General features: G+C 68.3%; 20 protein-coding genes. 12 read left to right on the top strand and 8 right to left on the bottom strand.

Going from position 1 to position 23,327, the window contains the following annotated elements:
* Positions 1-82: 82 nt before the first annotated feature.
* From AB0C30_RS02185 to AB0C30_RS02175, 3 genes are all read right to left on the bottom strand, one after another.
* Positions 83-799 carry a GntR family transcriptional regulator gene (locus AB0C30_RS02185; protein ID WP_357938654.1) on the bottom strand — a complete coding sequence of 239 codons (717 nt, stop codon included), beginning with the start codon at positions 797-799 and terminating at the stop codon, positions 83-85.
* Between the two features lie 303 nt (positions 800-1,102).
* Positions 1,103-1,438: a hypothetical protein gene (locus AB0C30_RS02180; protein WP_357938652.1), complete on the bottom strand. Its 336-nt coding sequence runs from the start codon at positions 1,436-1,438 to the stop codon at positions 1,103-1,105.
* Positions 1,435-1,764: a hypothetical protein gene (locus AB0C30_RS02175; RefSeq protein ID WP_357938650.1), complete on the bottom strand. Its 330-nt coding sequence runs from the start codon at positions 1,762-1,764 to the stop codon at positions 1,435-1,437. Before AB0C30_RS02175 ends, AB0C30_RS02180 begins: the two co-directional genes overlap by 4 nt.
* A 208-nt stretch (positions 1,765-1,972) precedes the next feature.
* Between AB0C30_RS02175 and AB0C30_RS02170 the strand changes: the two genes are divergently transcribed.
* On the top strand, positions 1,973-3,196 hold the full coding sequence (locus tag AB0C30_RS02170) for an XRE family transcriptional regulator (protein ID WP_357938648.1): 1,224 nt from the start codon (positions 1,973-1,975) through the stop codon (positions 3,194-3,196).
* Here AB0C30_RS02170 and AB0C30_RS02165 read toward each other — a convergent pair.
* Positions 3,174-3,737, bottom strand: a complete 564-nt coding sequence (locus tag AB0C30_RS02165; protein ID WP_357938646.1) for an NUDIX hydrolase — start codon at positions 3,735-3,737, stop codon at positions 3,174-3,176. The two genes, AB0C30_RS02170 and AB0C30_RS02165, sit on opposite strands and share 23 nt — an antisense overlap.
* A 1,735-nt stretch (positions 3,738-5,472) precedes the next feature.
* The gene (locus tag AB0C30_RS02160) at positions 5,473-5,841 is read right to left on the bottom strand and encodes a hypothetical protein (RefSeq protein ID WP_357938645.1); all 369 of its coding nucleotides are present in this window, start codon (positions 5,839-5,841) and stop codon (positions 5,473-5,475) included.
* 455 nt (positions 5,842-6,296) lie between these two features.
* Between AB0C30_RS02160 and AB0C30_RS02155 the strand changes: the two genes are divergently transcribed.
* The 6 genes from AB0C30_RS02155 to AB0C30_RS02130 all read left to right on the top strand — a co-directional run bounded on the left by AB0C30_RS02155 (position 6,297) and on the right by AB0C30_RS02130 (position 13,366).
* Positions 6,297-6,743, top strand: a complete 447-nt coding sequence (locus tag AB0C30_RS02155) for a hypothetical protein (protein ID WP_357938643.1) — start codon at positions 6,297-6,299, stop codon at positions 6,741-6,743.
* 211 nt (positions 6,744-6,954) lie between these two features.
* Positions 6,955-8,259, top strand: coding sequence for a molybdopterin-dependent oxidoreductase (locus AB0C30_RS02150; RefSeq protein ID WP_357938641.1), 1,305 nt, complete (start codon positions 6,955-6,957; stop codon positions 8,257-8,259).
* Positions 8,260-8,267: 8 nt separating this feature from the next.
* Positions 8,268-8,816 carry a hypothetical protein gene (locus AB0C30_RS02145; protein ID WP_357938639.1) on the top strand — a complete coding sequence of 183 codons (549 nt, stop codon included), beginning with the start codon at positions 8,268-8,270 and terminating at the stop codon, positions 8,814-8,816.
* 7 nt (positions 8,817-8,823) lie between these two features.
* Positions 8,824-10,644 carry a glycoside hydrolase family 15 protein gene (locus tag AB0C30_RS02140; RefSeq protein WP_357938637.1) on the top strand — a complete coding sequence of 607 codons (1,821 nt, stop codon included), beginning with the start codon at positions 8,824-8,826 and terminating at the stop codon, positions 10,642-10,644.
* 242 nt (positions 10,645-10,886) lie between these two features.
* Complete coding sequence (locus AB0C30_RS02135; RefSeq protein ID WP_357938635.1) at positions 10,887-11,780, top strand: ABC transporter ATP-binding protein; 894 nt, start codon at positions 10,887-10,889, stop codon at positions 11,778-11,780.
* Positions 11,777-13,366 (top strand): ABC transporter permease, encoded by a 1,590-nt coding sequence (locus AB0C30_RS02130; protein WP_357938633.1) that lies wholly within the window; start codon positions 11,777-11,779, stop codon positions 13,364-13,366. Before AB0C30_RS02135 ends, AB0C30_RS02130 begins: the two co-directional genes overlap by 4 nt.
* Before the next feature lie 80 nt (positions 13,367-13,446).
* Here the strand turns inward: AB0C30_RS02130 and AB0C30_RS02125 are convergent, their stop codons facing one another.
* Entirely contained in the window at positions 13,447-14,937 is a 1,491-nt protein-coding gene (locus tag AB0C30_RS02125; protein WP_357938631.1) for an aromatic amino acid ammonia-lyase, read from the bottom strand.
* A 62-nt stretch (positions 14,938-14,999) separates the two neighbouring features.
* On the opposite strand from AB0C30_RS02125, the gene AB0C30_RS02120 reads away from it, so the two are divergent.
* From AB0C30_RS02120 to AB0C30_RS02105, 4 genes are all read left to right on the top strand, one after another.
* A complete protein-coding gene (locus AB0C30_RS02120) occupies positions 15,000-16,553 on the top strand; it encodes an NAD(P)-binding domain-containing protein (protein WP_357938629.1) in 1,554 nt (517 codons plus the stop codon).
* Positions 16,537-18,036, top strand: a complete 1,500-nt coding sequence (locus AB0C30_RS02115; RefSeq protein ID WP_357938627.1) for a fatty acid--CoA ligase family protein — start codon at positions 16,537-16,539, stop codon at positions 18,034-18,036. The genes AB0C30_RS02120 and AB0C30_RS02115 overlap by 17 nt, the downstream gene beginning before the upstream one ends.
* 1 nt (position 18,037) lies before the next feature.
* On the top strand, positions 18,038-19,660 hold the full coding sequence (locus AB0C30_RS02110) for an MFS transporter (protein WP_357938625.1): 1,623 nt from the start codon (positions 18,038-18,040) through the stop codon (positions 19,658-19,660).
* 358 nt (positions 19,661-20,018) lie between these two features.
* On the top strand, positions 20,019-20,774 hold the full coding sequence (locus AB0C30_RS02105; protein ID WP_357938623.1) for a DinB family protein: 756 nt from the start codon (positions 20,019-20,021) through the stop codon (positions 20,772-20,774).
* A gap of 208 nt (positions 20,775-20,982) precedes the next feature.
* Here AB0C30_RS02105 and AB0C30_RS02100 read toward each other — a convergent pair whose 3' ends face one another.
* Positions 20,983-21,579 carry a TetR/AcrR family transcriptional regulator gene (locus AB0C30_RS02100; protein WP_357938621.1) on the bottom strand — a complete coding sequence of 199 codons (597 nt, stop codon included), beginning with the start codon at positions 21,577-21,579 and terminating at the stop codon, positions 20,983-20,985.
* Between the two features lie 91 nt (positions 21,580-21,670).
* Here AB0C30_RS02100 and AB0C30_RS02095 point away from each other — a divergent pair, with 91 nt between their 5' ends.
* Entirely contained in the window at positions 21,671-22,105 is a 435-nt protein-coding gene (locus AB0C30_RS02095; protein WP_357938619.1) for a nuclear transport factor 2 family protein, read from the top strand.
* Between the two features lie 709 nt (positions 22,106-22,814).
* Here the strand turns inward: AB0C30_RS02095 and AB0C30_RS02090 are convergent.
* Positions 22,815-23,312 carry a ricin-type beta-trefoil lectin domain protein gene (locus AB0C30_RS02090; RefSeq protein ID WP_357938617.1) on the bottom strand — a complete coding sequence of 166 codons (498 nt, stop codon included), beginning with the start codon at positions 23,310-23,312 and terminating at the stop codon, positions 22,815-22,817.
* Positions 23,313-23,327 lie beyond the last annotated feature (15 nt).

The following is a 23,327-nucleotide window of genomic DNA, read 5'->3' as shown; positions in this document are numbered from 1 at the left end:
CAGGGAGCTTCAGGCCGCCCGATACAGAGCATCCGATTCGACTCGCGGCCTACGTGGCGAAGCCGGAGGAGGGCGGCAAGGCTCACCCGACCTTGTAGACATCCTCAAGTTCGTGCAGGCTGCCGGGCAGCGCCAGGCTCATGGCAAGCAGTACGGCTCCCGAGGGGTCGTGCACGGACGCCAGCACGCCGAGCACCGGGTTGGACGAGCCGAGCAGCTCGGCTTCCTCTTTGGTGGGCTTGCGGGCCGACAGCCGCTCCGTGATGTGATCGAACCGCAGGTGCTTGACCGCCTGGAGATGCCGGCGGATGCCGTTGCGCAGCGGCTCGGGCTTGTCCAGGTCGGTACCCACCGCGATCTCCAGGGGAATCCACACGGTCTCCACCGCTGACGGGACCTCCCCTTGACGGGCCACCCGCCTACGCACGATCACCGGCGTCCGCTCTGCCACACCGAGAAGCCGAGCCACGTGCCGAGGAGCCGCAACGCGCGCCACCTCCACCAGGCCGTCAGCGCTCTCACCCTGCTCCGCCGTGCTCAGACTCGGCCGGACGCGCTCGCCCCCGCTGTCGGGACGTCCCTTCACGAACGAGCCGCGCCCGTGCTCCCGCTCGATCCAGCCCTGCATGGCCAGCGTCTGGAGAGCCCGCACCACCGTGGTACGGCCCACGCCGAGCTCACGCACCAACTGCGTCTCGGACGGCAGCATGTCGCCAGGGGCGTACTCGCCCGACTCGATCCGCTCCTGAATCGCCCGCATGACCTGGGCGTATTTCGGCGGGGCGAAGTCCATGCTCATCTTGGCCGTCCGTTCACTCTTGCGCTCGTCCGCACAAGTACAGTACTGGCTAAGACACGGCCTGTCAGGGCCCTTTCACGGCAGTCTTCTGTGCCCCATTGAGGGCACGTTCCCACTTCCGAGCACATTCCTGGCACGAGGTCGGACAGGCCGGGGCGAACGGCACATGCCAGCCGTCGATCATCACCGGCCGGACCGACACCCCGCACCACGCCTTCCTGCCGCCCGTACGCACTGCATGCTGCACCAGCACAGCGTTTCGCCGGACGGCCTCCACGCCACATCCCCAAAAGGCCGCTTCGCTCATGGCTCGACCTCACGCACGAAATCAGCTAGCGGCCCTTTGCCCGAATGCGCGGCCCGCAGGTCTGCATACTGCATGGAGATACGGTGAGCGGCCCGGACCGGATCAATCGCAGGATGCCAGGCATAGATGACGCGCCGACGCGTGGCATTCCACCCCGTTCGCCACCAGAAGTGCCGGCCATCGCACCACACCACCAGACCGACCCACACCGATACCAGCGCGAGCCCGTAACCGTCGTGAACGTCGGCAGCGATCCCTTTCCCCGCCAACGTTTGCCGGAGAAGTTCGGCCGAATGGCGCGGATCAATCGGGATCAATGTCGGCGCGTTCATGCGGCCACCCGCTCGAACCGCACCATGCCCGCCGGGTCAAGGTAAGCGCGGAAGATCTCGCGGCGGGAGCGGTCATCGGGGGCCGCACCGAAGTCGCAGACGCTGTGCACGATGCGCCCCCGCACGCAAGCACCGTCAGGCATGCCCCGCATCGCCGTGCGCAGCGCGTCCATGGAGGTGGCCTGGAACGGGCTCGACCCGCAAGGGCCCAGCTCGTCACCGTCACCGATGCTGATGCGGACTTCCCACTCGAACAGCTCGCCCAGCACGCCGCCCTGTCCGGGGCCGTCGCAGTACAGGCAGTCTTCCTTGGCGGACGAGGCCATGCCCAACCTCGATGCCGCGACGTGACCGCGCCGAGTGACGATCTTCCATCCTCGGCCGTCGCATTCGGTACACCTGACCGGAGTTGTCATGCCCGACAGCATGAGCAGCCAGACCGTTTATACATATCCCACGGCGTTATACATCGAAGCCATATAGCGTCTGCGGCACATCAATACACCACCTGGAAGCCGACTTCCGGAGGTCCACATGCGCAAAAGCGCTTTCGACCCCATCGACATACCAGAATGGGTGTGGGATCGCGACGAGTGCCGCGAAATCCTCCAAAAGCGCGACATCACCGGGCTATTCCGGATGGCCGCCAAATACGGCGGTCTCAGCCAAGTACGCATCGCGACAGCAACCGAGATCGCACAACCACGCGTCAACAAGATCTTCAACGGGACAGCAGGCCCCATCGAAGAACTGGCGGTATTCGAACGCATCGCCACCGGACTCGGCCTGCCCGACCACGCCCGAATGCTCCTCGGCCTGGCCCCGCTCGACCTCGCCTCACCGACAGGCGATCACGAGGACGAGCACCAGGAGCAGACCAGCGAACTGGCCGCCCGCCTGGACGCCGCCGCAGCCATCGACCCCACCATGGTCATGATCCTCACCACGGACACCAACAACCTCCGCCTACAAGACCGCCGACTCGGCAGCATCGCCATCGCAGACAAGATGCGCGCCCAGATAGCCCAGATCGAACGCGCCCATCACCACGCCGTACGCCCCCACATTCGTGCCCAACTCGCCCACCTCCTCGCCGAGACCGCGTCACTGGCCGGATGGCAGGCCATCAACACCGTTGCCCTCAACGACGCCTGGAACCACTACGAACGCGCCAAGGCCGCCGCCCGCGAAGCCGACGACCCCGCTGTCCTCGCCTACGTCTCCGGCGAACAGGCATACGTACTCATGGACTTGGGGCGACCGGCCGAGGCTGCCGAACTGCTCCAGTACATCCACGCCACCCACCGCGACCACGTCCCCGTCCGCCTCAGAACCTGGCTCGCAGCTGCCGAAGCGGAAGCCGCCGCCGTCCTTGGGGACGAGGGAGCCTGCCGTCGCGCTCTCGACCAGGCCGCCGCGGTGTTGCCGAAAGGCGACGGCGACCCGGAGATGCCTTACCTGTCGATCAACGTCCACCACTTCGCCCGCTGGAGAGGCAGCTGCCTCCTGCGCTTCGGCGACCCCGGCACTGTCGAGGACCTGCGCTCAGCACTTGCCGGGATGGATGGCACCTACAACCGCGCCGAGTCCGGCGTCCGTTGCGACCTGGGGCATGCGTTGCTCGCGGCTGGCGAACCAGAGGCCGCTCAGCCTCACATCCAGCGAGCGCAGCAGCTCGCCACCATGACCGGCTCCCGCCGTCAGCGCCGACGGATTGACGAGCTGTCGCGGGCGGTCAGCCGCGCCCTTGGCCGTTGAGCCGCTGTTGCGCCTGGAGAAGGCCGATCAACGTCCCCGACGTCCAGATGTCACCGCGGGAGATCATGCCGGGGATCTCCGCCATCGGAACCCACTCGATCCGGTCGGCCTCCACCTCACCCTCCGGCTTGCCGACCAGCTCGGCTCCACGCACCAGGAAGAGACTGTGCTCGGAGTCCACCATGCCGGCCATCGGCTGATAGCTCACCAAGTGCTCGACCTGCTTGGGCCGATACCCAGTCTCCTCCTCCACCTCCCGCACAGCGGTGGTCATCGGGTCCTCACCCGCCTCGACCAAGCCGCCGGGCAGCTCCCACCCCCACCGATCGAACACGAACCGATGCCGCCACATCAGCAAAACCCGGTCTTGCTCGTCCACGACGACGGCGATGGCGGCCCGATCCAGATGCACCACATGATGCTCGAACCGCTCCCCGCCAGGGATCTCCACATCGGCCATGCCGAGCCGGATCCACCGGTTGTCGTAGATCAGCCGTTCCCCGTGCACGACCCAGCGCGTCAGCTCAGCGTCATCAGCCACACAGTGAAGCTACCGGCCCACAACCCCGACGTACACGCACTTCCCAGCGACAGCCTGGGAACGTTGCCGAATAGCGCTCATAGGTATCAAGCGGCGGCGCGGCGCGCCGCCGTACCCCCGGCCCTTCGCCCGCCCGCCGTCCGGGCGTGCGGCCTGGGGGCCGGTCCCGGACGGCGGCGGGACACCGGGCCGGGCACTGCACGCCGCCCCCGCCGTACCGACCGATCGCACCGGCCGGGGTTGCCACGCCGCCGCACAGACACAGCACTACGATCGCCACAGCATGGCCGGTCGCCGTACATGGTCGGGGGCGATCGAAGATCCAGGGTTCGTTCCTCACCCTGGCTCACCGGGTAACGTAGCTGGTCGCCGTCGCCATTGCTGGCCATCAGCAGGCAGTCGACAGCGCCAGCCTTAGGCTGATCGTCTATGCAGACATCGCCTGATGAAATCCTTCAACGAGACGTTGTCGACCGCGAGGGCCGGACCACAGCGGCGACCCTTATGCTCTACGACTCTGTACCGGCCCGGCTCGCACTCACGTGCCACAGCCTCCTACTGGATGTGGAGGGCGAGGACCTGCTGGCTTGCCTCATTGATCTCCGTCGCCAGCTGGAAGCCGAAGGCCTCAACCTCTGCTGCCAAGGAGCACGAGCGGATGTCTGGCCATCAGGCCAGCTCCGACAGTTCACCAACGGCCGCTTCGGATACGTCTTGGCATCCAAACTTCCAGGCGAGGCATTCACGGAAGTCGACTTGTTCGCACCGGCTCAGCCCCACGAGATCGCTTCACTCGAGCAACAACGTGGCGCTGTCTTCCGGTTTCACGGGCTGCGTCAACAGCCAAATATAGCCGGGTAGCAGTCTTGATCGTCGTGCCATTAGCGTGCCATTGAGGGCGGTAACAAGGGGTCAACCACGGTCACTCGCGGCCGGTCTCAGCGCCAGGTCAACGCCCCTATAAGCCAAGAACCCTGCAATTCCCAAGCTGACAGCGCGGGTTCGATTCCCGTCACCCGCTCCAAACAAGAAGGCCAGCTCAGGATCAGACGTCCAAGCCCGAGCCTCTTGTTGCAAGCGACTCAGTCCAGATCCTGTCCCGGCGCGATAGTACGATCAGCCAACTCCGCCGTGCTCACGCTGCCATCAGGCTCAACGCTGATGGGAGTGGCTCGGCCATCACTATGGACAAGCCAAGCAAGCACCGGCTCAGTCACCGGCGTTCCGTCGTATCCCTCGTTCCAGTGAGTACGCCACCCATCCCCTGAGATGACACTCACAACGCGCTGTCCCCGTTCCAGATGAGAGAAGTCCGGCCAGTCGGTGACGGGACGCAGCGCACCCCTTTGGGGATCCACTACAAGCGCCACCCCGGTAGCCGAATCCCATGCCTCCACCGGTCGCATACGTCCGGTCTCAGTCTCCGACCCGGCGAAGATCGCAGTCCAGCCCGTCTCACTGAAGTACCGCATAGATCAATTTTTGCACTACTGCTCCCTCAGCGGCCAAGAAAAACGTCGGTGCGGATTTCTGACCAGTAGGTCGGGCAACCCGTGCCCGTTGCGTGCCCGTTCGGATGGCGACCATGGGAAGTCACGGGGACTCACGGTTACTTGGCCGGCATACGGCCAGGTCCGCGTTTCCCCTGATCGAAGGCCATGCTCGTGAAAGATTTCCCAAGCTGACAGCATGGGTTCGGCTGCCAGCTCACAGGTGACCAGTCGGTGCTGTTGGCTCATGGCAGGTTGACTGCGCTGAGGACTTCGCCGATGGCCACTCGGCGCTGACCCTCAAAGAACTCCAAGCGCTCACCGACCTGTAGCACAGCAGGGGGAAGACTGAGCAGGAATAGCAGGGCCTTGCCCGTCTCTCCCGGCCTTATTCCTCGACCGCTGTGAGGGTAGAGCCGACTGTCCCAATGGATCATGTCACCCGACGCTGAACGTTGCCCGATCCACAGTTGGGGACGGTAGCCGGGCGCAATTCGTCCCTGGCGTCCTCCCTCCTCTGTCTTCACGAGGGTCAACTGCACTACGAAGTGCGGCTCGCCACTGGCCAGCATCTCCCGCAGGACGCGTTTCTGATCACCCTGGAACTCATCCACCTTGCCCATCCTCGGGGATGTGGGGCACTCGGGACGCCGTGCAAGATGCGTGCAATGATCATGCTTTTGAGAGCGGCACGGTAGCTAACTAGCGCAGGCCAGGCGCTATGCGGGGCTGGAAGCGGCCACGAGCTGAAAACCATCGGCTCTGCCTAGTCGAGCGCAAGCCATCGTTCTCCCTGCTCAAGGAGATAGGCGAACGGTTCAACACGCCCCTCGGACACGTAAGTTCTACATAGCTGGGTATTTCCGGGCATGACGGTACGTCACCCTGGCCCAGCCGACGGCTGACGCCGAGATCAGGGCTTGCCGACCTTCCTCCTTCCAGCAGGCCGGAGACACCGGAGCACCGTGTCTTGTCCGCTACAAGTCAGCGGGCGGAATCCAGGATGACCTTCACCTCCCCTCGCGTGTCCGCCCTCAGGGCGCGAGTCTCGGGATCGTAGACCAACGCGATGCGCTCGGCGCGCCCGGCCTATATGGCGGCGGCGTTGCTCGCCGGTATCGGGATGGGCGGTTCGCGCGGGGCGGTGGCCGGTCTGCTGGTCCTGGCGCAGATCGCCGTCCTGGCCGTGAGTACCTTCGATGCCGACCGGATGGTCCCGGGCCCCGCTGACCGGCGCGTGGGTGAGCGGCTCCGCGCGTGGCTGGGTGAGTTCGACGGGCCGGTGGCGGTTTTCTCCGATCCGAGACCGAACATGGTGGCCGGGATCCCGCCCTTGGCCCACCGAGCCGCCGCCGCCGACGTCCTGCGGGCACCGACGGCGCCGCCTGGGCGGAGCTCGAACGTAGCATCGCCCGCGCGGTGGCCGAACGGCGGTTCGCCGCGATCGTGGTCGGACGGCCGGCCGATCTCCGGGGATTTCCCCCGACCTGACGCGGTACTACCGCCGCTGCCCTGAGAGGCTCCTGGCGGACGTCCAGAAAGGGGTGTTCCGGCCGATCGGCGGGGCCCTCCGCCGCCTTCGACCCTGTGGCTCCCCCTGGGGCGAGGGTTCCTGCGCGGAGATCGCGCGACGGCTCGGGTGACCGCGGCGGCCGACGTCAGTCGGCCTAGTTATGCGATCCCGAATAGGGGTATTTCCGGCATAACACTTGTTTCGGGGTGATTCGGTGTCAGATCGGAAAAGCGTCACCGCTTGGCTGCGAGAACATCCCCCACCGGGCCCCTTCCGGCCGGAGTTCTGGCGCAGCCCGCTGCGCGGCCCGTGGCTGACCTCGGTTTTCGGCTTCGTCCTGCTGTTCGGGATCCCGATCATCGCGATCACCGGACTGGTGTCCTACGCCGCCTACGATCCGCAGCTGCCCATCAACGACACGACCCCCGAAAAGGGATGGCTGGGCTTCTACCTGTTCGACTGGCCAACACACCCGGCCTGGCTGTACCGGGTCACGCAGGGAGTGCACGTCGTCCTCGGGCTGACCTTGACCTCGGTGCTGCTGGCCAAGCTGTGGTCGGTGATACCGAAGCTGTTCACCTGGCCACCGGCCCGCTCCCCCGCCGAAGCCGTGGAGCGTGCCAGCCTGCTGCTCCTGGTCGGCGGCGCGGTGTTCGAGTTCGTCACCGGCATCCTGAACATCCAGCTCTTCTACGTCTTCCCATTCTCCTTCTACCCGGCCCACCTGTACGGGGCGTGGATCTTCCTCGCGGCCTTCGTCGTCCACGTCGCCTTCAAGCTGCCGAAGATGATCCGATCGCTGCGCTCGCGGAGCCTGCTCCATGAGCTGCGGACCGGACTGGAAGAGACCCGGCCGGAGCCACCCGATCCCGATGGCCTGGTTCCCCCGTCTCCGGCGGAGCCCACCATGTCCCGGCGAGGCGTGCTCGCCTTCGTCGGCGGCGCCTCGCTGCTCACCCTCGGCCTGTCCGTCGGCCAGACAATAGACGGACCGCTGCGCCGCACCGCGCTACTGGCCCCGCACGGACGGGTCTACGGCCCCGGCGCCAACGACTTTCAGGTGAACAAGTCCGCCACCGCCATGGGTGTCCATCTGGCGGACACCGGCCCGGCATGGAGGCTGGAGCTGGCCGGACCGCATTCGGCGCGCCTGAGCCGCGCCGAACTGCTGGCGATGCCGCTGCACACCTACGCGCTGCCGATCGCGTGCGTGGAGGGATGGTCCACCGAAGAGTCGTGGACGGGCGTACGGCTGGCCGATCTGGCCCGGCTGGCAGGGGTGGTGCCCGGCACGGCGGAGGTGCTCGTCGAATCCCTGCAACGCGGCGGCTCCTTCAGCCGGGCGTCGCTGAGCGCGGGTCAGGTGGCCGACCCCCGCTCCCTGCTCGCCTTGCGGGTCAACGGCGCCGATCTGTCCCTCGACCACGGCTATCCCGCCAGGATCATCGTCCCGAACGCCCCAGGCGTCCACAACACGAAATGGGTCCGCGAACTCAGCTTCCATCCGACGGCGAAATGAGTGACGACATGCCTTCCTGGATCCGCAGGAGGATGGCCAGCCGCTATGGGGCCGACCCGTTGCACCTGCTGGCGCTGCTCGCCTGCTTCGCCCTGGCCGGATACGCCGCGAGTCGCGTCGTCGCCGCGGGCATCTGGATCGGCTTCCTGGTGTGGTTCGTCGGCGCCGCGATCATCCACGACCTCCTGCTGTACCCGCTGTACGCCCTCGCCGACGTCGCCGCGCAACGGCGGCCGTGGCGTCGCCGCCGGCGACCGTCCGGCACCCCCACCTGGCCGCCACCGATCAATTACCTGCGCATACCGGGCGCGCTGTCCGGTCTGCTGTTCCTCATCTGGTTCCCCCTCATCCTCCGACTGGCCGAGGGCAACTACCAGCGGTCAACGGCGCTGGACACGAGCCCGTACCTCGGCCGCTGGCTGCTGGTCACCGGCGTGCTCTTCGCTGGATCCGCACTCGCCTACGCCATCGGGCTGCGCCGACACAAGGCCGCGGCTGAGCCGCGACGGCCCCGCCTTCGCGCACCGCAAGCCCCGCGATCCTCGCCGAGTGGATGAGGCGCCCTTGAGCACCAGGCCGATCAGCGACCACGCCCTGCTGGGGGACTGCCGATCCGCGGCCCTGGTCACCTCCGACGGCTCGGTGGACTGGCTCTGCATGCCGCGTTTCGACAGCCCATCGATCTTCGCCCGGCTGCTCGACGAGAACGCCGGGCACTGGTCCATCCGGCCCACCCGGCCCACGGAGATCACCCGCAGGTATCTGGACGACACCCTGGTGCTGGAGACCACCTTCCGTGGCCCCGACGGAACCGTGGTACTCGTGGACGCCCTCGCACTGGGCCACGGAGAACGCGGCCACTCGATGGGCGCGTCCTCACCCGGTGTTCTCCTGCGCCAGGTGACCTGCGTCGAGGGACGCGTGCCGGTAGAGGTGGTGTACGCGCCGAGGCCCGAGTTCGGGCTGGTCAAGCCACTGATAGAGCCGATCCGCAGCGGCCTGATCGCGCACGGCGGCGCCCACGTCCTCACCCTTTCGACACCCATCGACCTGCGGGTGAGCGGTGCGGTCGCCGACACCACCCACACCCTGCGAGCGGGAGAACGCCTGGGGCTGGCCCTGCGGGCCGGCTGGGCGTGGGGTCCCGAACAACCGCCGCTGAATCCCCGGTACATCCGCCGCCGCCTCAGGGACACCGTCACCGGCTGGCGCTCCTGGTCCCGGTTGCACGCGCGCTACCAAGGCCCTTGGCAAGACCAGGTCGGCCAGAGCGGCCGGGTGCTGCGAGCGCTGACGTTCGCACCCACCGGGGCCATCGTCGCCGCGGCCACGACCTCCCTGCCCGAGAGCGTCGGCGGAGAGCGGAACTGGGACTACCGCTACACCTGGATCCGCGACACCAGCTTCACCCTGCAGGCACTGGCCACGGCGGCGTGCGAGATGGAGGAGACCGCATTCTTCGCCTTCCTCGCCCGCGCCTCGGCCAGCCAACTCGACCACGACGTCGACCTGCAGATCATGTACGGCGTCGGCGGCGAGCGGGACCTGAGCGAGCGACCCCTGACCCACCTGAGCGGCTGGCGGGGCAGCGCCCCGGTACGCGTCGGCAACGACGCCTGGCAGCAGCGCCAGATCGACATCTACGGGGAACTGCTCGACGCGGCCCACCAGATCTACCAGGACGCGGGCCCGATCGACACACTCACCCGCTCCTTCCTGACCGGCGTGGCCGACGCGGCCGCCCACCACTGGCGCGAGCCGGACCAGGGCATCTGGGAGATACGAGGCCCCAGCCGGCACTTCCTGCACTCAAAGCTCATGTGCTGGGTGGGCCTGGACCGGGCGATCGCCCTGGCACCTTTGCTGGACGCCACCAGCCGCGTCCCCGGCTGGACCCGCGACCGCGAGCAGATCCGCGCCGCGATCCTGACCCACGGATGGAACCAGCAGGTGGGCGCCTTCACCCAGACGTTCGCCGCAGCCGATCTGGACGCGTCCGTGCTGATGATGCCCATGGTCGGATTCCTGCCCGGCGACGACCCGCGCGTCCGAGCCACCATAGATGCCGTGGCCGCGCGCCTGACCGATGCCCGCGGCCTGGTGCACCGATACCACGCCGCCGACGGACTCCCGGGAGAGGAGGGCACGTTTCTGCTGTGCACCTTCTGGCTCGCCCACGCTCTGGCACTCGCAGGCGAGAGCGCCCCGGCCAAGCAGGCGTTCCAGACCGCGGCCTCATACGCCAACGACGTCGGCCTGCTGGCCGAGGAGGTCGACTCCGCCACAGGCGAACCCATCGGGAACTTCCCGCAAGCCTTCAGCCATATCGGCCTGGTCAACGCCGCCCGCGCCATCCGCGACACGACACAGCCGCCGGCTGGGTGACCACCCTCCATAACAAGGACCCGGTGAGCTCGTCCAGTGCCACCCTGGCTTCCTGCGGCTATCCAGTGGCCCTGCGCCGAGCTGATCGTTCAGCCGCGGGATCCGGGTCGAGGCCCCCGATGGCGCAATGGATTCGTTGAGGTATGTCTGGTGTGGAGGGGTCGGTGCTGTTAACGTCGATCCTGGAGCGCCGGGAAGTCTGGTCGGCAACGTCATATCGGACCGGCTTCAGGGAGGCGCCCATGCCGGGCAATCCTGCCATTCTCATCAGTGGGCTGACCAAGTCCTTCGGGCGCGTGCGCGCCCTGGACGGGCTCGATCTCACCGTGGACACCGGCGAGGTCCACGGCTTCCTCGGCCCGAACGGCGCGGGCAAGACCACCACCTTGCGTATCCTGCTCGGCCTGCTGCGGGCCGGCTCCGGCCACGCCGAACTCCTCGGTGGCCACCCGTGGCGCGACGCGGTCGAGCTGCACCGGCGCCTGGCCTACGTACCCGGCGACGTCGTGCTCTGGCCGACGCTGTCCGGCGGCGAGGCCATCGACCTGCTCGGGCGCCTACGCGGCGGGCTCGACCAGCGGCGCAAGAAGGCGCTGCTGGAGCTCTTCGACCTCGACCCGACCAAGAAGGGCCGCGCCTACTCCAAAGGCAACCGGCAGAAGGTGGCCCTCGTCGCGGCCCTGGCCTCCGATGTGGAACTGCTGCTGCTGGACGAGCCGACCGCCGGGCTCGACCCGCTGATGGAGGCCGCCTTCCGCGAGTGCGTCACCGAGGAACGCGGCAACGGCCGTACGGTGCTGCTGTCCAGCCACATCCTGTCCGAGGTGGAGGCCCTGTGCGACCGGGTCACCATCGTCCGCGACGGCCGAGCCGTCGAGAGCGGCACCCTGGCGCAGTTACGCCACCTGACCCGCAGCTCCGTCACCGCCGAGCTGGACCGGATCCCCGACGGCCTGGCCGAGCTGGCGGGCGTGCACGAGCTGGCCGTCAGCGGCGCGCGCGTGCGCTTCGAGGTCGAGGCCGATCGGCTCGGCGGCGCGCTGCGACTGCTGACCGACGCGGGCGTACGTAGCCTGACCTGCCAGCCGCCTACGCTGGAAGAGTTGTTCCTGCGGCACTATCAGAGCGCGTCATGACGGGCACGTTCAAGCTGGTACGGCTGGCGTTGCGCCGTGACCGCCTCCTGCTGCCGGTCTGGATCGTGATGATCACGGGTGTCGTCGCGGCCACCGCCGCGGCGATCGGCGAGCTCTACCCCGGCATGGCACAACGCCTCGCCCTGGGCGTCACCATCGGCTCGACCCCCGCGCTGCAGGCGCTCACCGGCCCGGTCTTCGACCCGACATCGGTGGGCGGACTGACCGCCTGGCGAGCGACCACCCTGGCCACCGGCCTGGCCAGCTTGATGAGCATCATGGTGGTGACCAGGCACACCCGCGCGGAGGAGGAAACCGGCCGCGCCGAGCTGATCGGGGCCTGCGCGGTCGGCCGCCACGCGATCCCGGCGGCCGCGGTGATCGTGGCAGGTGGCGCCAACCTCCTTATCGCGCTCCTGCTCACTGTGGCTCTGACCGGCCAAGGACTTCCCGGCTCCGGCGCGCTCGGGTTCGGGCTCGCGGTGGGCGGCACCGGGTGGGTGTTCACCGGCATCGCTGTGGTGGCCGCGCAGGTGACCGAGCATGCCCGCATCGCCAACGGGCTGGCCGTCTCGGTACTCGGCCTGGCCTATCTGCTGCGGGCTTCGGGTGACGCCGCCGGTGTCGAGGCGCTGGCGTGGCTGTCGCCGTTGGGCTGGGCTCAGCGGGTACGTGCCTTCGCCGGCGAACGCTGGTGGGTGGTCGGTCTGCTGGCGCTGGCCGGACTCGTCCTGGTCGGGCTGGCCGCGCTGCTGTCCAGGCGGCGAGATGTGGGCGCCGGGCTGCTGCCGCCCCGGCTGGGCCCATCCGACGCGGCGCCGAGCCTGGCCGGTGCGCTCGCGCTGGCGTGGCGGTTGCAGCGGGGCGGGCTGCTGGGCTGGGTGATCGGCTTCGCGATCGGCGGGGCCATGTTCGGCTCGCTGGCCCAGAGCGTGGGCGACATCGTCAACGACAACCCTCAGCTCGCCGCGATCCTGGAGCGGATAGGCGGCGCGGGGGCGCTGGCGGACACCTTCCTGGCCGCCGTGATGGGGCTGCTCGGCCTGGCCGTGGGCGGTTTCGCCGTACAGGCCACGCTGCGGTTGCAGGGTGAAGAGGCCGGCGCCCGCGCCGAGCCCGTGCTGGCGGCGGCCGTACCCCGCCGGCGGTGGACGCTCAGCCACCTGGTCATCGCACTGGGCGGCACCCCGATCATCATCACGGCCGGCGGCCTGGCGGCCGGGCTGGCTCACGGCGTGCGAACGGGCGAGGTCGGCGAGCAGGTCCCCCGGCTGCTCGGGGCGGCCTGGGTACAGGTGCCCGCAGCATGGGTACTGGCCGGGATCGCGATGCTGCTGTTCGGCCTGCTGCCCCGGCTGACCGCCCTGGCCTGGGCGGCTCTGGTGGCCTTCGCCCTGCTCGGCCAGCTCGGCGAGCTGCTCCAGCTCGATGACTGGATCAGGAACCTGTCGCCCTTCGCCCACCTCCCCCAGGTGCCCGGGGGCGAGGTGAGCGCCGCGCCGCTGCTCTGGTTGACCGCCGTCGCGTTGGCGCTCGTTCTGGCCGGTGTCACCGCCTTCCAGCGGCGCGACCTGGCCGGCAACTGACTCGTGGGAGATGTCCGGCAAATGCGAGACGAGGCGCCGTCCGCCATCCCCGGGGCTCTGCCGCACAGGATGGCGGGACTTCAGGGGAGTATCGCGGTGAGCAATTCACCGGCCTTGCGGACATCGGCGTCCAGCGGGCGGTCGGGATCGACGGGAGGGATCGCCTCGACCAGGGCGTCGAGGAGTGCCGCGCAGCCTGGGGCCGTGGGGCGGCGGGCGCCGACGTACGCTGCCTGCCGCAGTCCCACCGCCAGCGAGCCGCAGAGCAGGTGCAACAGGGCGGCCATGTCATAGGCGCGAAGGGCGGCCTGGGTACCGAACGGCACGACATCCTGGTTGTGCAGGTTGGTCGGCAGGCTCTGCATGCCGGCCGGAACGGCAGCGCGGCGGATCTCGGCGACGAACGCGGTCGTGGCGAGCTGTACGCCTTGCATACCGTGTTGGCGGCCGGGCCCGGCGGCGAGCATCGGGGGGAGCCCGCCATTGCGGGCCGGGTCGACGAGGAGGTCGAGCTGCCGCTCGGCGAGGTTGCCGAGCTGAGCGGTGACCATCGCCAGGACATCGGCCGCGAACGCGGCCGGCTGCCCGAAGAAGTTACCGCCGTGCACCACCAGGTCGTCGTCGGGGAAGAACAGCGGGTTGTCGCTGACGCTGGACAGGTCGGCCTCGACGACACCGTCGACGTACCGCAGGGCGTCCTCGGCGGCGCCCAGCAGTTGCGGGGAGCAGCGAATGCTGTACGGCTCCTGCAGCGCACGTGTGCGGGTCGGGCTGATCCCGGAAAGGGTCTTGCGCATGCCGTCGGCGACGTCGATCGCGCCGGGATGGCCATAGGCGTCGAGCAGACGCGGGTTGAGGAAGCCCGGGTCGCAGCCGAGCAGATCGACCAGCAGACAGGTGAGCGCCTGTATCGCGCGGTGGGAGGACCGGATGCTGTCCAGGGCCAGGGCGGTCGCGGCGGTGGTGAGGGAGGTGCCGTTGACGAGCGCGAGGGCATCCCGGCCGTCGAGCGTCAACGGGGTCAGCCCAGCATGGCGCAGCGCCTCGGCGGCGGGCATCCGCCGGCCGTCGACACACGCCTGTCCCCGGCCACGCAATGCCTGGGCGGCATAGGCGAGCGGGATCAGGTCTCCGCTCGCGCCGACCGAACCGTAGCGTGGGATCACCGGAACGAACGTCGTGGCGAACATCGCGGCCAGCCCGTCGACCACGTGAGCCGACACCCCGGACAGTCCCTGGGCGAGAGACCACACGCGCACGAGAATCGCGGCGCGGCTCACGTCATGGGCCAGATCCGGCCCCTGCCCGGCACCGAGGTGGGCCAGGGTGTTGTCACACTGGTCCGCCTCCTCGTCCCGGCCGGCGAACCCGACCAGGGCGCCGAAGCCGGTGGTCGCGCCGTAGACCGGGCGTTCCTCCTCCTTCAGCACGCCGCGCAGGTGATCACGGCCGCGCTCGACGCGGCCGCGGACGGCCTCGTCGACCACGACGGACACCGGTGTCGCGGCGCGGTGCAGGTCGGCGGAGCGCAGCGGGGCGCTGAGGTTGATGGAGCCTTCGACGGCGGGCATGCCTGGACCATAGGCGGTGAATTCTCAGAATCCTCTGAGAATCCGTCCGTAGCTTCCGGATCATGGCTCATGACTATTTGATCATCGGGGCCGGACCGGCCGGGCTGCAGCTCGCCGCGCTGCTGGAACTGGGCGGTCACGACTATGTCGTCCTGGAACGCGGAGCCGGGCCGGGTACCTTCTTCACCCGGTTCCCACGGCACCGCCAGCTGATCTCCATCAACAAGGTGCACACCGGGTACGAGGACCCGGAGTTGCGGCTGCGGATGGACTGGAACTCGTTGCTCAGCGACGATCCGGAGCTGCTGTTCACCCGGTACAGCGAGCTGTACTTCCCGCAGGCCGACGATCTCGTGCGCTACCTGTCCGACTTCGCGTCGGCGAGCGGCGTTCGGGTGCACTACGACACCCACGTCTCCCGGATCAGCCGGGACGACGATGGGTTCACCGCCGTCGACCTCGGCGGACGTTCATGGCGGGGCCGGCGGCTGGTCGTGGCCACCGGCGTCTCCCAGCCGTACATCCCGCCGATCCCCGGCATCGAGGCCACAGAACGCTACGACACGTTCGAGACCGACCCGGCGTCCTTCGTCGACCAGCGGGTCCTGGTGATCGGCAAGGGCAACTCGGGGTTCGAGACCGCCGAGGCACTCATGGCCAAGGCCGCGGTCATCCACGTCGCCGGGCCGCACTCCATCAAGATGGCCTGGCAGTCGCACTTCGTCGGGCACCTACGCGCGGTCAACAACAACTTCCTCGACAGTTACCAACTGAAGTCCCAGAACACGGTCCTCGACGGCACGGTGGAAAGCATCGAACGCCGTGATGACGGTCGCTACCGGGTGATGTTCCGCTACGCCCGTACCGTGGAAGCGCTGCGCGAGCTTTTCTACGACCGGGTGATCGTGTGCACCGGTTTCCGGTTCGACGCCTCGGCGTTCGACGACAGTTGCCGGCCGGCGCTGGTCATCAACGACCGTTTCCCCGAGCAGACGTCAGCGTATGAGTCGACCACCGTGCCCGGTCTGTACTTCGCCGGCACGCTCACCCAGCAGCGCGATTTCAAGAAGTCCACGAGCGGGTTCATCCACGGCTTCCGCTATGGGGTGCGTGCGCTCCACCGGATCCTGGCCACCCGCTACCACGGTGGGACCTGGCCTGCCAGGAAGGTCGAGCCGACCCCGGTGGCGATCAGCGACGCGATCATCGCCCGGGTCAACCGCTCTTCCGCGCTGTGGCAGCAGTTCGGCGTGCTCGGAGACGTGGTCACCGTTGAGGGCGACACCGCGCTGTACCAGGAGGAGGTCCCGGTGGCGTACGCCGCCGACGGCGGCCTCGGCCGTGCCCGGCACAGGTTCGTCGTCACCCTGGAGTACGGAAAGGATCACGACGCCGTCGACCCGTTCGACATCTCGATCCGGAGGGTCGTCGAGAACGACGTCGCCAACGCTCACGACGCGAACTACCTGCACCCGGTGGTGCGGCACTACCGAGAGGGGACGCCGACCGGCGTCCACCACCTCGCGGAGAACCTGGAGAACCAGTGGAACCTGCCGGAGGTGCACCAGCAGCCCCTGGCCGTCTTCGTCAAGGAGTGCCTTGCCGACGCCGGCTGAACCCTACCCGCGTTCCATTCTGGACCTCCTTGGCGCGGCTGGAGACCGATCCGTCTTCGAGCATGGTGCCCGTACCGTCACCGGCGCGCAGATGCTCGACCTCGTCCGGCGGATGGCCACCGGACTGCGCGCGGCGGCCATCGGGCCAGGGGACGGCCTCGCCATGCTGCTGGGCGTCACTGCCGAAGCGTTCGCCGCGATGATCGCCGGCTACGTCGTGGGGGCTCGGGTCGTCGGTGTGCGGCCCGGGCTGTCCGACGGCCAACTGCGCCACGTGCTCCACCAGGACGTCGCCGCGGTCGTGACCGACGCGGCCACCGGGCCGGAGCACGCTCCGCGCACCCTGACCGTCTCCGAGCTGCTGGCCGCACCCGACGAGGACGGTCCGCTGCACCTGTCCGGCCACCCGCACGACGTCGCCCGACTCGTCTACACCAGCGGCAGCACCGGCACACCAAAGGCATGCGCACAGACCTACGCCGCGCTGAACGCGGCGTGGACGGCCCGCCCGGCGGCGTGGCCGCCGGCGATCCGAGAACTGGCGTCCCGCCTGCGGCGCTACCTCGTGTTCGGGTCGCTGAGCAGCCAAGTGATGATGGAGTACGGTGTCCTCACCCTTGCCGCGGGCGGGACCATGGTCGTCGCCGACCCGCCCGTGTTTCCCGACGCGATCACCAGACATCGGGCGTCCGCCAGCGTCATCACCGTGCCCCGCCTGTACAAACTCGTCGCCGCGCAGCGTAGCGCCCCGGCCGACCTGAGCAGCCTGCGGGCGCTCATGGTGTCCGGGTCGCCGCTGGAGGCGTCCCGGCTCCGCGAAGCACTCGATGTGCTCGGCCCGATCGTGTTCCAGGGCTACGGGCAGAGCGAGACCGGCACGATCTCCATGGCCAGGCCGTCAGATGTCGCCCCTTCGGTCGGGTTCCCGCCCGACGTCATCGACGTCGTGATCCGGGACGCGGACGGCAGGCCCGTCCCGCCCGGTGTCGACGGCGAGCTGTACGTCCGCACGCCCTCCCAGGCCACCGGGTACTGGGCCGAACCGACGCAGACCGCGGAGGTGTTCATCGACGGGTGGGTGCGCACCCGGGACCTGGGCCACTTCGACCAGGACGGGCGACTGTACCTGGTCGGGCGGACGCGGGACGTCATCATCGTCAACGCGAACCTCTACTACGCCGGTCCGATCGAGCGGGTACTGGCCGCTTCCCCTGACATCGCGGAGGCGTACGTGATCGGCGCCCCGGACGAGGACACCGGCGAGGCGGTGCACGCATTCGTGGTACCAGTGGCGGGCCGGGCCTTCGACCTCGCCTCGCTGCGGACACTGGTCAGCGAGCGACTCGGTGACGCATGCGTACCGGCGACCATCACCGTCATCGACGAGGCGCCGACGGCGCCGAACGGCAAACCGGACAAGCGCCTCCTGATGGCCGCGATCCCCCGGACCGAGCCCTGCCGGAAACCGCCAGAAGGGTACTGACGTGAGATCTGCCTCGTACGAACATCCTCTGGCGTTCTGGTCCGGCGTAACGATCACCACGGTCGGCGTGCTGTTACAGCTGCCGAGCTACTTCATGGCCCATGACATGCACTATCACCTTGCCGGCATGCCCGTGACGACCGAGATGGCCGTCGGCATGGTCCTGCTGTTCATCGGCGTCGGCATCACCACCTACAGCCTGTTCCCGAAGTCCCGAGGCAGCCGGCCCGAGCTGAGCAAGGTGAGCATCACCCCTCTCGACGACGCGCCGATCAGGCCCGCCCACATCGGGCTGCTCCTGGTCATGGCGGCCGCCATCACGATCGACGTGATGAAACCGACCGCCTTCGCGTTCCTCGCGCCCGGCGCCGCGGCGGAGTACGGGCTGCGCGGACCGCTGAACCCGACGGCGGACGCGCTGCCGATCGGCCTCTACCCGCTGGCCGGCATCTCCGGAACCATGATCGGCTCGTTCATCTGGGGATGGCTGGGCGATCGCATCGGCCGACGGGCGTCCATCCTGCTGGCGGCGATCATCTTCATCGCGACGTCGACGTGCGGCACCATGCCCGAGTTCTGGATGAACCTGATCACATGCTTCGTCATGGGTCTCGGCGTCGGCGGCATGCTGCCCCTCACCTTCGTGCTGCTCTCGGAGACGGTACCGAGGAGACATCGCGGCTGGATGATCGTGCTCATCGGCAGCGACATCGCCGGCGCCTACATCATCGTGAGCTGGCTGGCCTCCACCTGGGCCGCGCCGGACCAGCTCGGCTGGCGCCTGCTGTGGCTGATCGGCCTTCCCACCGGTCTCATCCTGCTGCTGCTGAACCGCTGGATCCCGGAGTCGCCGCGCTTCCTGATCAAGCAGGGCCGCGATGAGGAGGCCCAGTCCGTCATGCGCAAATACGGCGCCACCATCGTCGAGACGCCGTCCGAGCTCGCCGTCGAGCAGGACCTGGGACGCGGCTCCCGGCTGGCGTTCAGCAAGCCGTTCCTCGGCCTGACCGTCGTCGTCGTCCTGCTGGCCCTGAGCATCGGCACCACCCAGTACGGCTTCCAGCAGTGGATGCCGTCCAACCTCCAGCGGCTCGGCTTCTCCGAGGTGAACGCCAGCGAGATCCTCCGTAACGCCGCGATCATCGGGTTCCCGTTCAGCCTGCCGATCGCGCTGCTGTACGGATTCTGGAGCAGCAAGAAGACCATCATCCTCGTGACCGCGGTGATGGGCGGCTCCCTCGCCACCTTCGCGTTGCTGGGCGATCAGGTGGCCGCCAACCGCACTCTGCTGTACGTCCTGCTCGTCGTGCCGGTATGGGGAATCAGCATCCTGAACGCCGTGCTCGCCGCCTACACCGCGGAGATCTATCCGACCGTGATCCGCGCCCGCACCAGCGGTCTGTCCGCTGGCGCGACCAAGGCCGGTGGCGTGCTGATCCTGGCCCTGGTGGTCACCGCCGTCGCGATCCCTTCCGTACGAGTGACCGCCGCTGTCGGCGTCATCCCGATGGCCCTGGCCATGATCGCCCTCATCGCCTTCGGCCCGGAAACCCGGCACAAGCAACTCGAACGCATCACGGCCGAGGAGCTCATGCCGTCCTCCCGACGATCCGGCGAATTGTAGGCAGCTCCGGGCTGGGCGATCTTGTTCGCCGGGCACGAAGCGTCATCCCCCGCACCGCAGCCCCAGACCGAACGGTAACCTCTGTGATCTACAAATGAAGGGACCGATCTACGGCTCTACGGCCGCGTTCTTGATCCAGCGTCCCCAACGAGGACTGCGCGAGCGATGACCTTCCGGGACGGGAGAGCCCCATCTGGACGTCGGTTCTCTTGCGCCCAGCCCAGGCAGCCGCACCCGGCGCACGCCAGCCACCCGCGCTCGTCCTCTCACAGCCCGGCGCCGTACCCCGACGAACGACAGAACCCTCACGCTGTGCTGCGCACTGGCGCAGGCGGGACGGATGCGGGAAACTGCCTCGATGCCTGCTGACTACGCCCAGAGTGACCAGTTCCGTGGTGCCCGCATCCACCTATGCGATCTTGCCGGCCTTGAGATTCGCGATTGCGAGGTCAGCGGCCTGAAGATCGTGGACTGCTATGGGGGCGACGTCTACCTCGGTGGCGACTTCGAGCGTCTTGTTGTTAACGACGTCGACGTGACCGCCTATGTCGAGGCCGAGCTCGACCGGCAGCATCCCACGCGGGTGCTGGCGCGTGACGCCGCGTCCTGCGTCGACTACCGGGCTGCTTGGGATGCCATCGAGACGCAATGGGAGGCGACGCTCGACCGCGCCAGGCTTCTGCCCGAGGCCAAGCTGCACGAGCAGGTCAACGGCGAGTGGTCGTTCGTCCAGACCCAACGGCACCTGCTGATGGCCGGCGATGCCTGGCTTGGTAATGCCGTGCTCGAGGAGGATGCGCCGTACCACCCGTTGGGCCTTCCTCATGGCGGGATGCCGCCCGACGCAGCGGCGAAGCTCGGGCTCACCCTCGAAGCCACCCCGACGCTCGACGAGATACTCGTGCCGCGGCTCGCCCGCATGGCCACGATGCGGCGTGTCGTCGACGGGCTCACCGAGGCCGAGCTCGATCGGGTGTGTGGTCGCAAGCCGGCGGACCCATATCCCGACCAGGAGTACGTCGTGCGCCGCTGCCTCAAGGTGGTGCTCAAGGAAGAGGCCGAGCATCACCGTTATGCGGTACGCGACCTCGCCGTACTCGAGGCCGGTGCCTGAACCGGAGCAAGGTCGCGGGTCCCGCGGGCTGCCTCCGCCGACCGATTGCGTCGCACGGCTCACGACCGCGTCAAGGACGCTTCGCGCCGGGGCGGTACCGGAGTCGCCGAGGAGTTGGACGGCGCCGTGGGTGATGCGGGTGCCGGGGCCGATCAGTATGACGGCGGGGATTTGTACGGTGTCGCGTTGTTTGCTTTCGCTTCGAGGCTCACCCAGAGTTCCGGCCACAGCCAGGCCGCATTTCTCCGGAGCGGAGTGCCAGTAGCCGGTCGACCAGCACAGCCGGGGTGCTCGGTTCGGCGCCGAACAGCAGGGCGGTGTAGAGCGGGGCGATGACGATCTCCATGATCTCGTGCAGGGTCGGCGGGTCCTCTCCACGCGCCTTCGCCTGGTCCAGCATCTCCTGCACCTCCTCGTAGCGGCGGGACAGGGCGGGCGGCAGTTCCATACCGGGCTGGCCCAGCCGGGCCGCGACGAGGGTGCGCAGCAGCAGCTTTCCGTCGGGCCCACCGATGTCCTCGGCCGCGCGCCGGACGTAGTCCTCCAAGTCTGTGCGCAGGTCGCCGGTGTCGCGCACGCGTGAACGCGTGGTCAGCCTCTCGGTGACCGCGTCCAGCAGGAGTCCGTCGAGTGAACCCCAGCGGCGGTAGAGCGAACCCAGGGCCACGCCGGAGCGCTCGGCGATCTGGGCGAGGGTGAGCTGGGCCAGCGGTTGCTCCAGTGCCAGCTCGTCAATGGCACGCAGGACGTCGGCACGTACGCGGGCGGTGCGTCCACCGGGGCGCGCGGAGCTCTGATTCGGCATGTCGCCATCTTAACGAGAAGAAGTTGACGTTTAGGCGATCCCTGACCTATCTTAAAAGAGAAATTCTTCTCCTTAGTAGCTGGAGTGCACCATGACCGTTCGCGACGCCGCCCAGCAAGCCTTCAAGAACCACCTCGAGTACCTGTCCTCCGGCCGGATCCCAGACTGGGTGGAGCTCTTCACCGACGACGGGGTTCTGGAGTTCCCCTACGGCCCTGCCGACTTCCCCAAGGAGGTACGCGGCAAGGCCGCGCTCTTCGACTACATGAAGAACTTCCCGGAGCACTTCAAGGTGGACTTCGTTGACCTGCGTTTCCACGAGACCGTCGACCCGTCGCTGGTCATCGCCGAGTTCAAGAGCGTGGGCACTGCCATCAGCACCGGCAAGCCGTACCACCAGACCTACATCTCGGTCGTCGAAACGATCGACGGCAAGATCAGCCGCTACGTCGACTTCTGGAACCCGCTGGTCGCCGCCGAATCCCTGAACGCGACCGACGGCCTCTACGCGGCCTTCGACAAGTAGGCCCGGTGGTAAGCATCGCGTCACACGGCCCAAACGAGCGGCTTCGCCGCAGGTCACGGTGCGCAACTCCGTCTACCCGCTGAGAGGTCCAGGCCGCCGCCCGCGACCGCCAGGACTTCGCCGACGTCGACCACGCCGGCGAAGACGTCCCGCAGGACGTCCGGGACGTCCTGCGGGACGTCCCCGGGCCCGCGGGGCGGAACTGGGACGAGTCCGATCTGCGCCTGTGGCGGGAGGACGGAGAGTGGAGCCTGCAGGGCCCGGACGGGGTGATCGAGGTGGACGGGTTTCGGCTTCGTCGGCGGCATCACGGCCCGTGAGGTGGACTCCGGTACGCCGGTCCCGGGGTACGGCAGGCAGACGGCAGGGCGGGGCGACAGGCCCGGGGCGACATGGGCGGGTACCTGGTGGACCTCGCCGAGCAGCGACGCGGCAATCCGAGTGACGACATGCTGTCCGCCTTCGTCAAGGAGCTGGACCCGGCCATGCGGCTCACCCGCGCGAAGTAGCGCTGAGTAGCCGCGATCACGCGGCGGGCCGCCCGCTCCCGGCTCGGAGCGGGCGACGGTGCGGCTAGGCGCAGTTGAAGCCGACGACCTCGCTCGGAGTCCTGCTGGCGTAGCCGGCGCCCTTGTTGGGGCCGGCCAAAGGCGAGCCCAAAGTCATGCAGCGGTCGTACTGACTACCCAGGCGACGGAGAGTCGAGAGGTCATCCGCAGGGGGCGGTGGTGACGCCGGAGGTGTTCGGGTCCGCGGTCAGGCACCGACTGTGCCCACTGCTCCGGGTCCAGATCTTTCCCTGCGGCACGCCGTCGAACTCCATGAACCACTGCTGCCCCGGGGTGCTGTTGCCGCACGGGGCGGTGGTGACGGCGGAGGTGTTCGGGTCCGCGGTCAGACACTGACTGTGCCCACTGCTCCGGGTCCAGATCTTTCCCTGCGGCACGCCGTCGAACTCCATGAACCAGTACTGCCCCGGGGTGCTGTTGCCGCACGGGGCGGTGGCGATGGCGGAGGTGTTCGCGGTCAGGCACTCGCTGTGCCCACTGCTCCGGGTCCAGATCTTTCCATGCGGCACGCCGTCCAACTCCATGAACCACTGCTGCTCCGGCGTTTGGGCCGCAGCAAGCGATGGGTTGACGAGAGCCAACCCGACCGTCGCCACGGTGACGGCCAGGGTCAGACCGGCCAGCGAAAGTTTGATCACGAGGATTCCCCTTTT

The organism is Nonomuraea sp. NPDC048901 (genome assembly GCF_040649695.1).
Lineage (GTDB): Bacteria > Actinomycetota > Actinomycetes > Streptosporangiales > Streptosporangiaceae > Nonomuraea.
The sequence above is the reverse complement of the archived record's forward strand: the minus strand, read 5'-3'. Positions and strand labels throughout refer to the sequence as shown.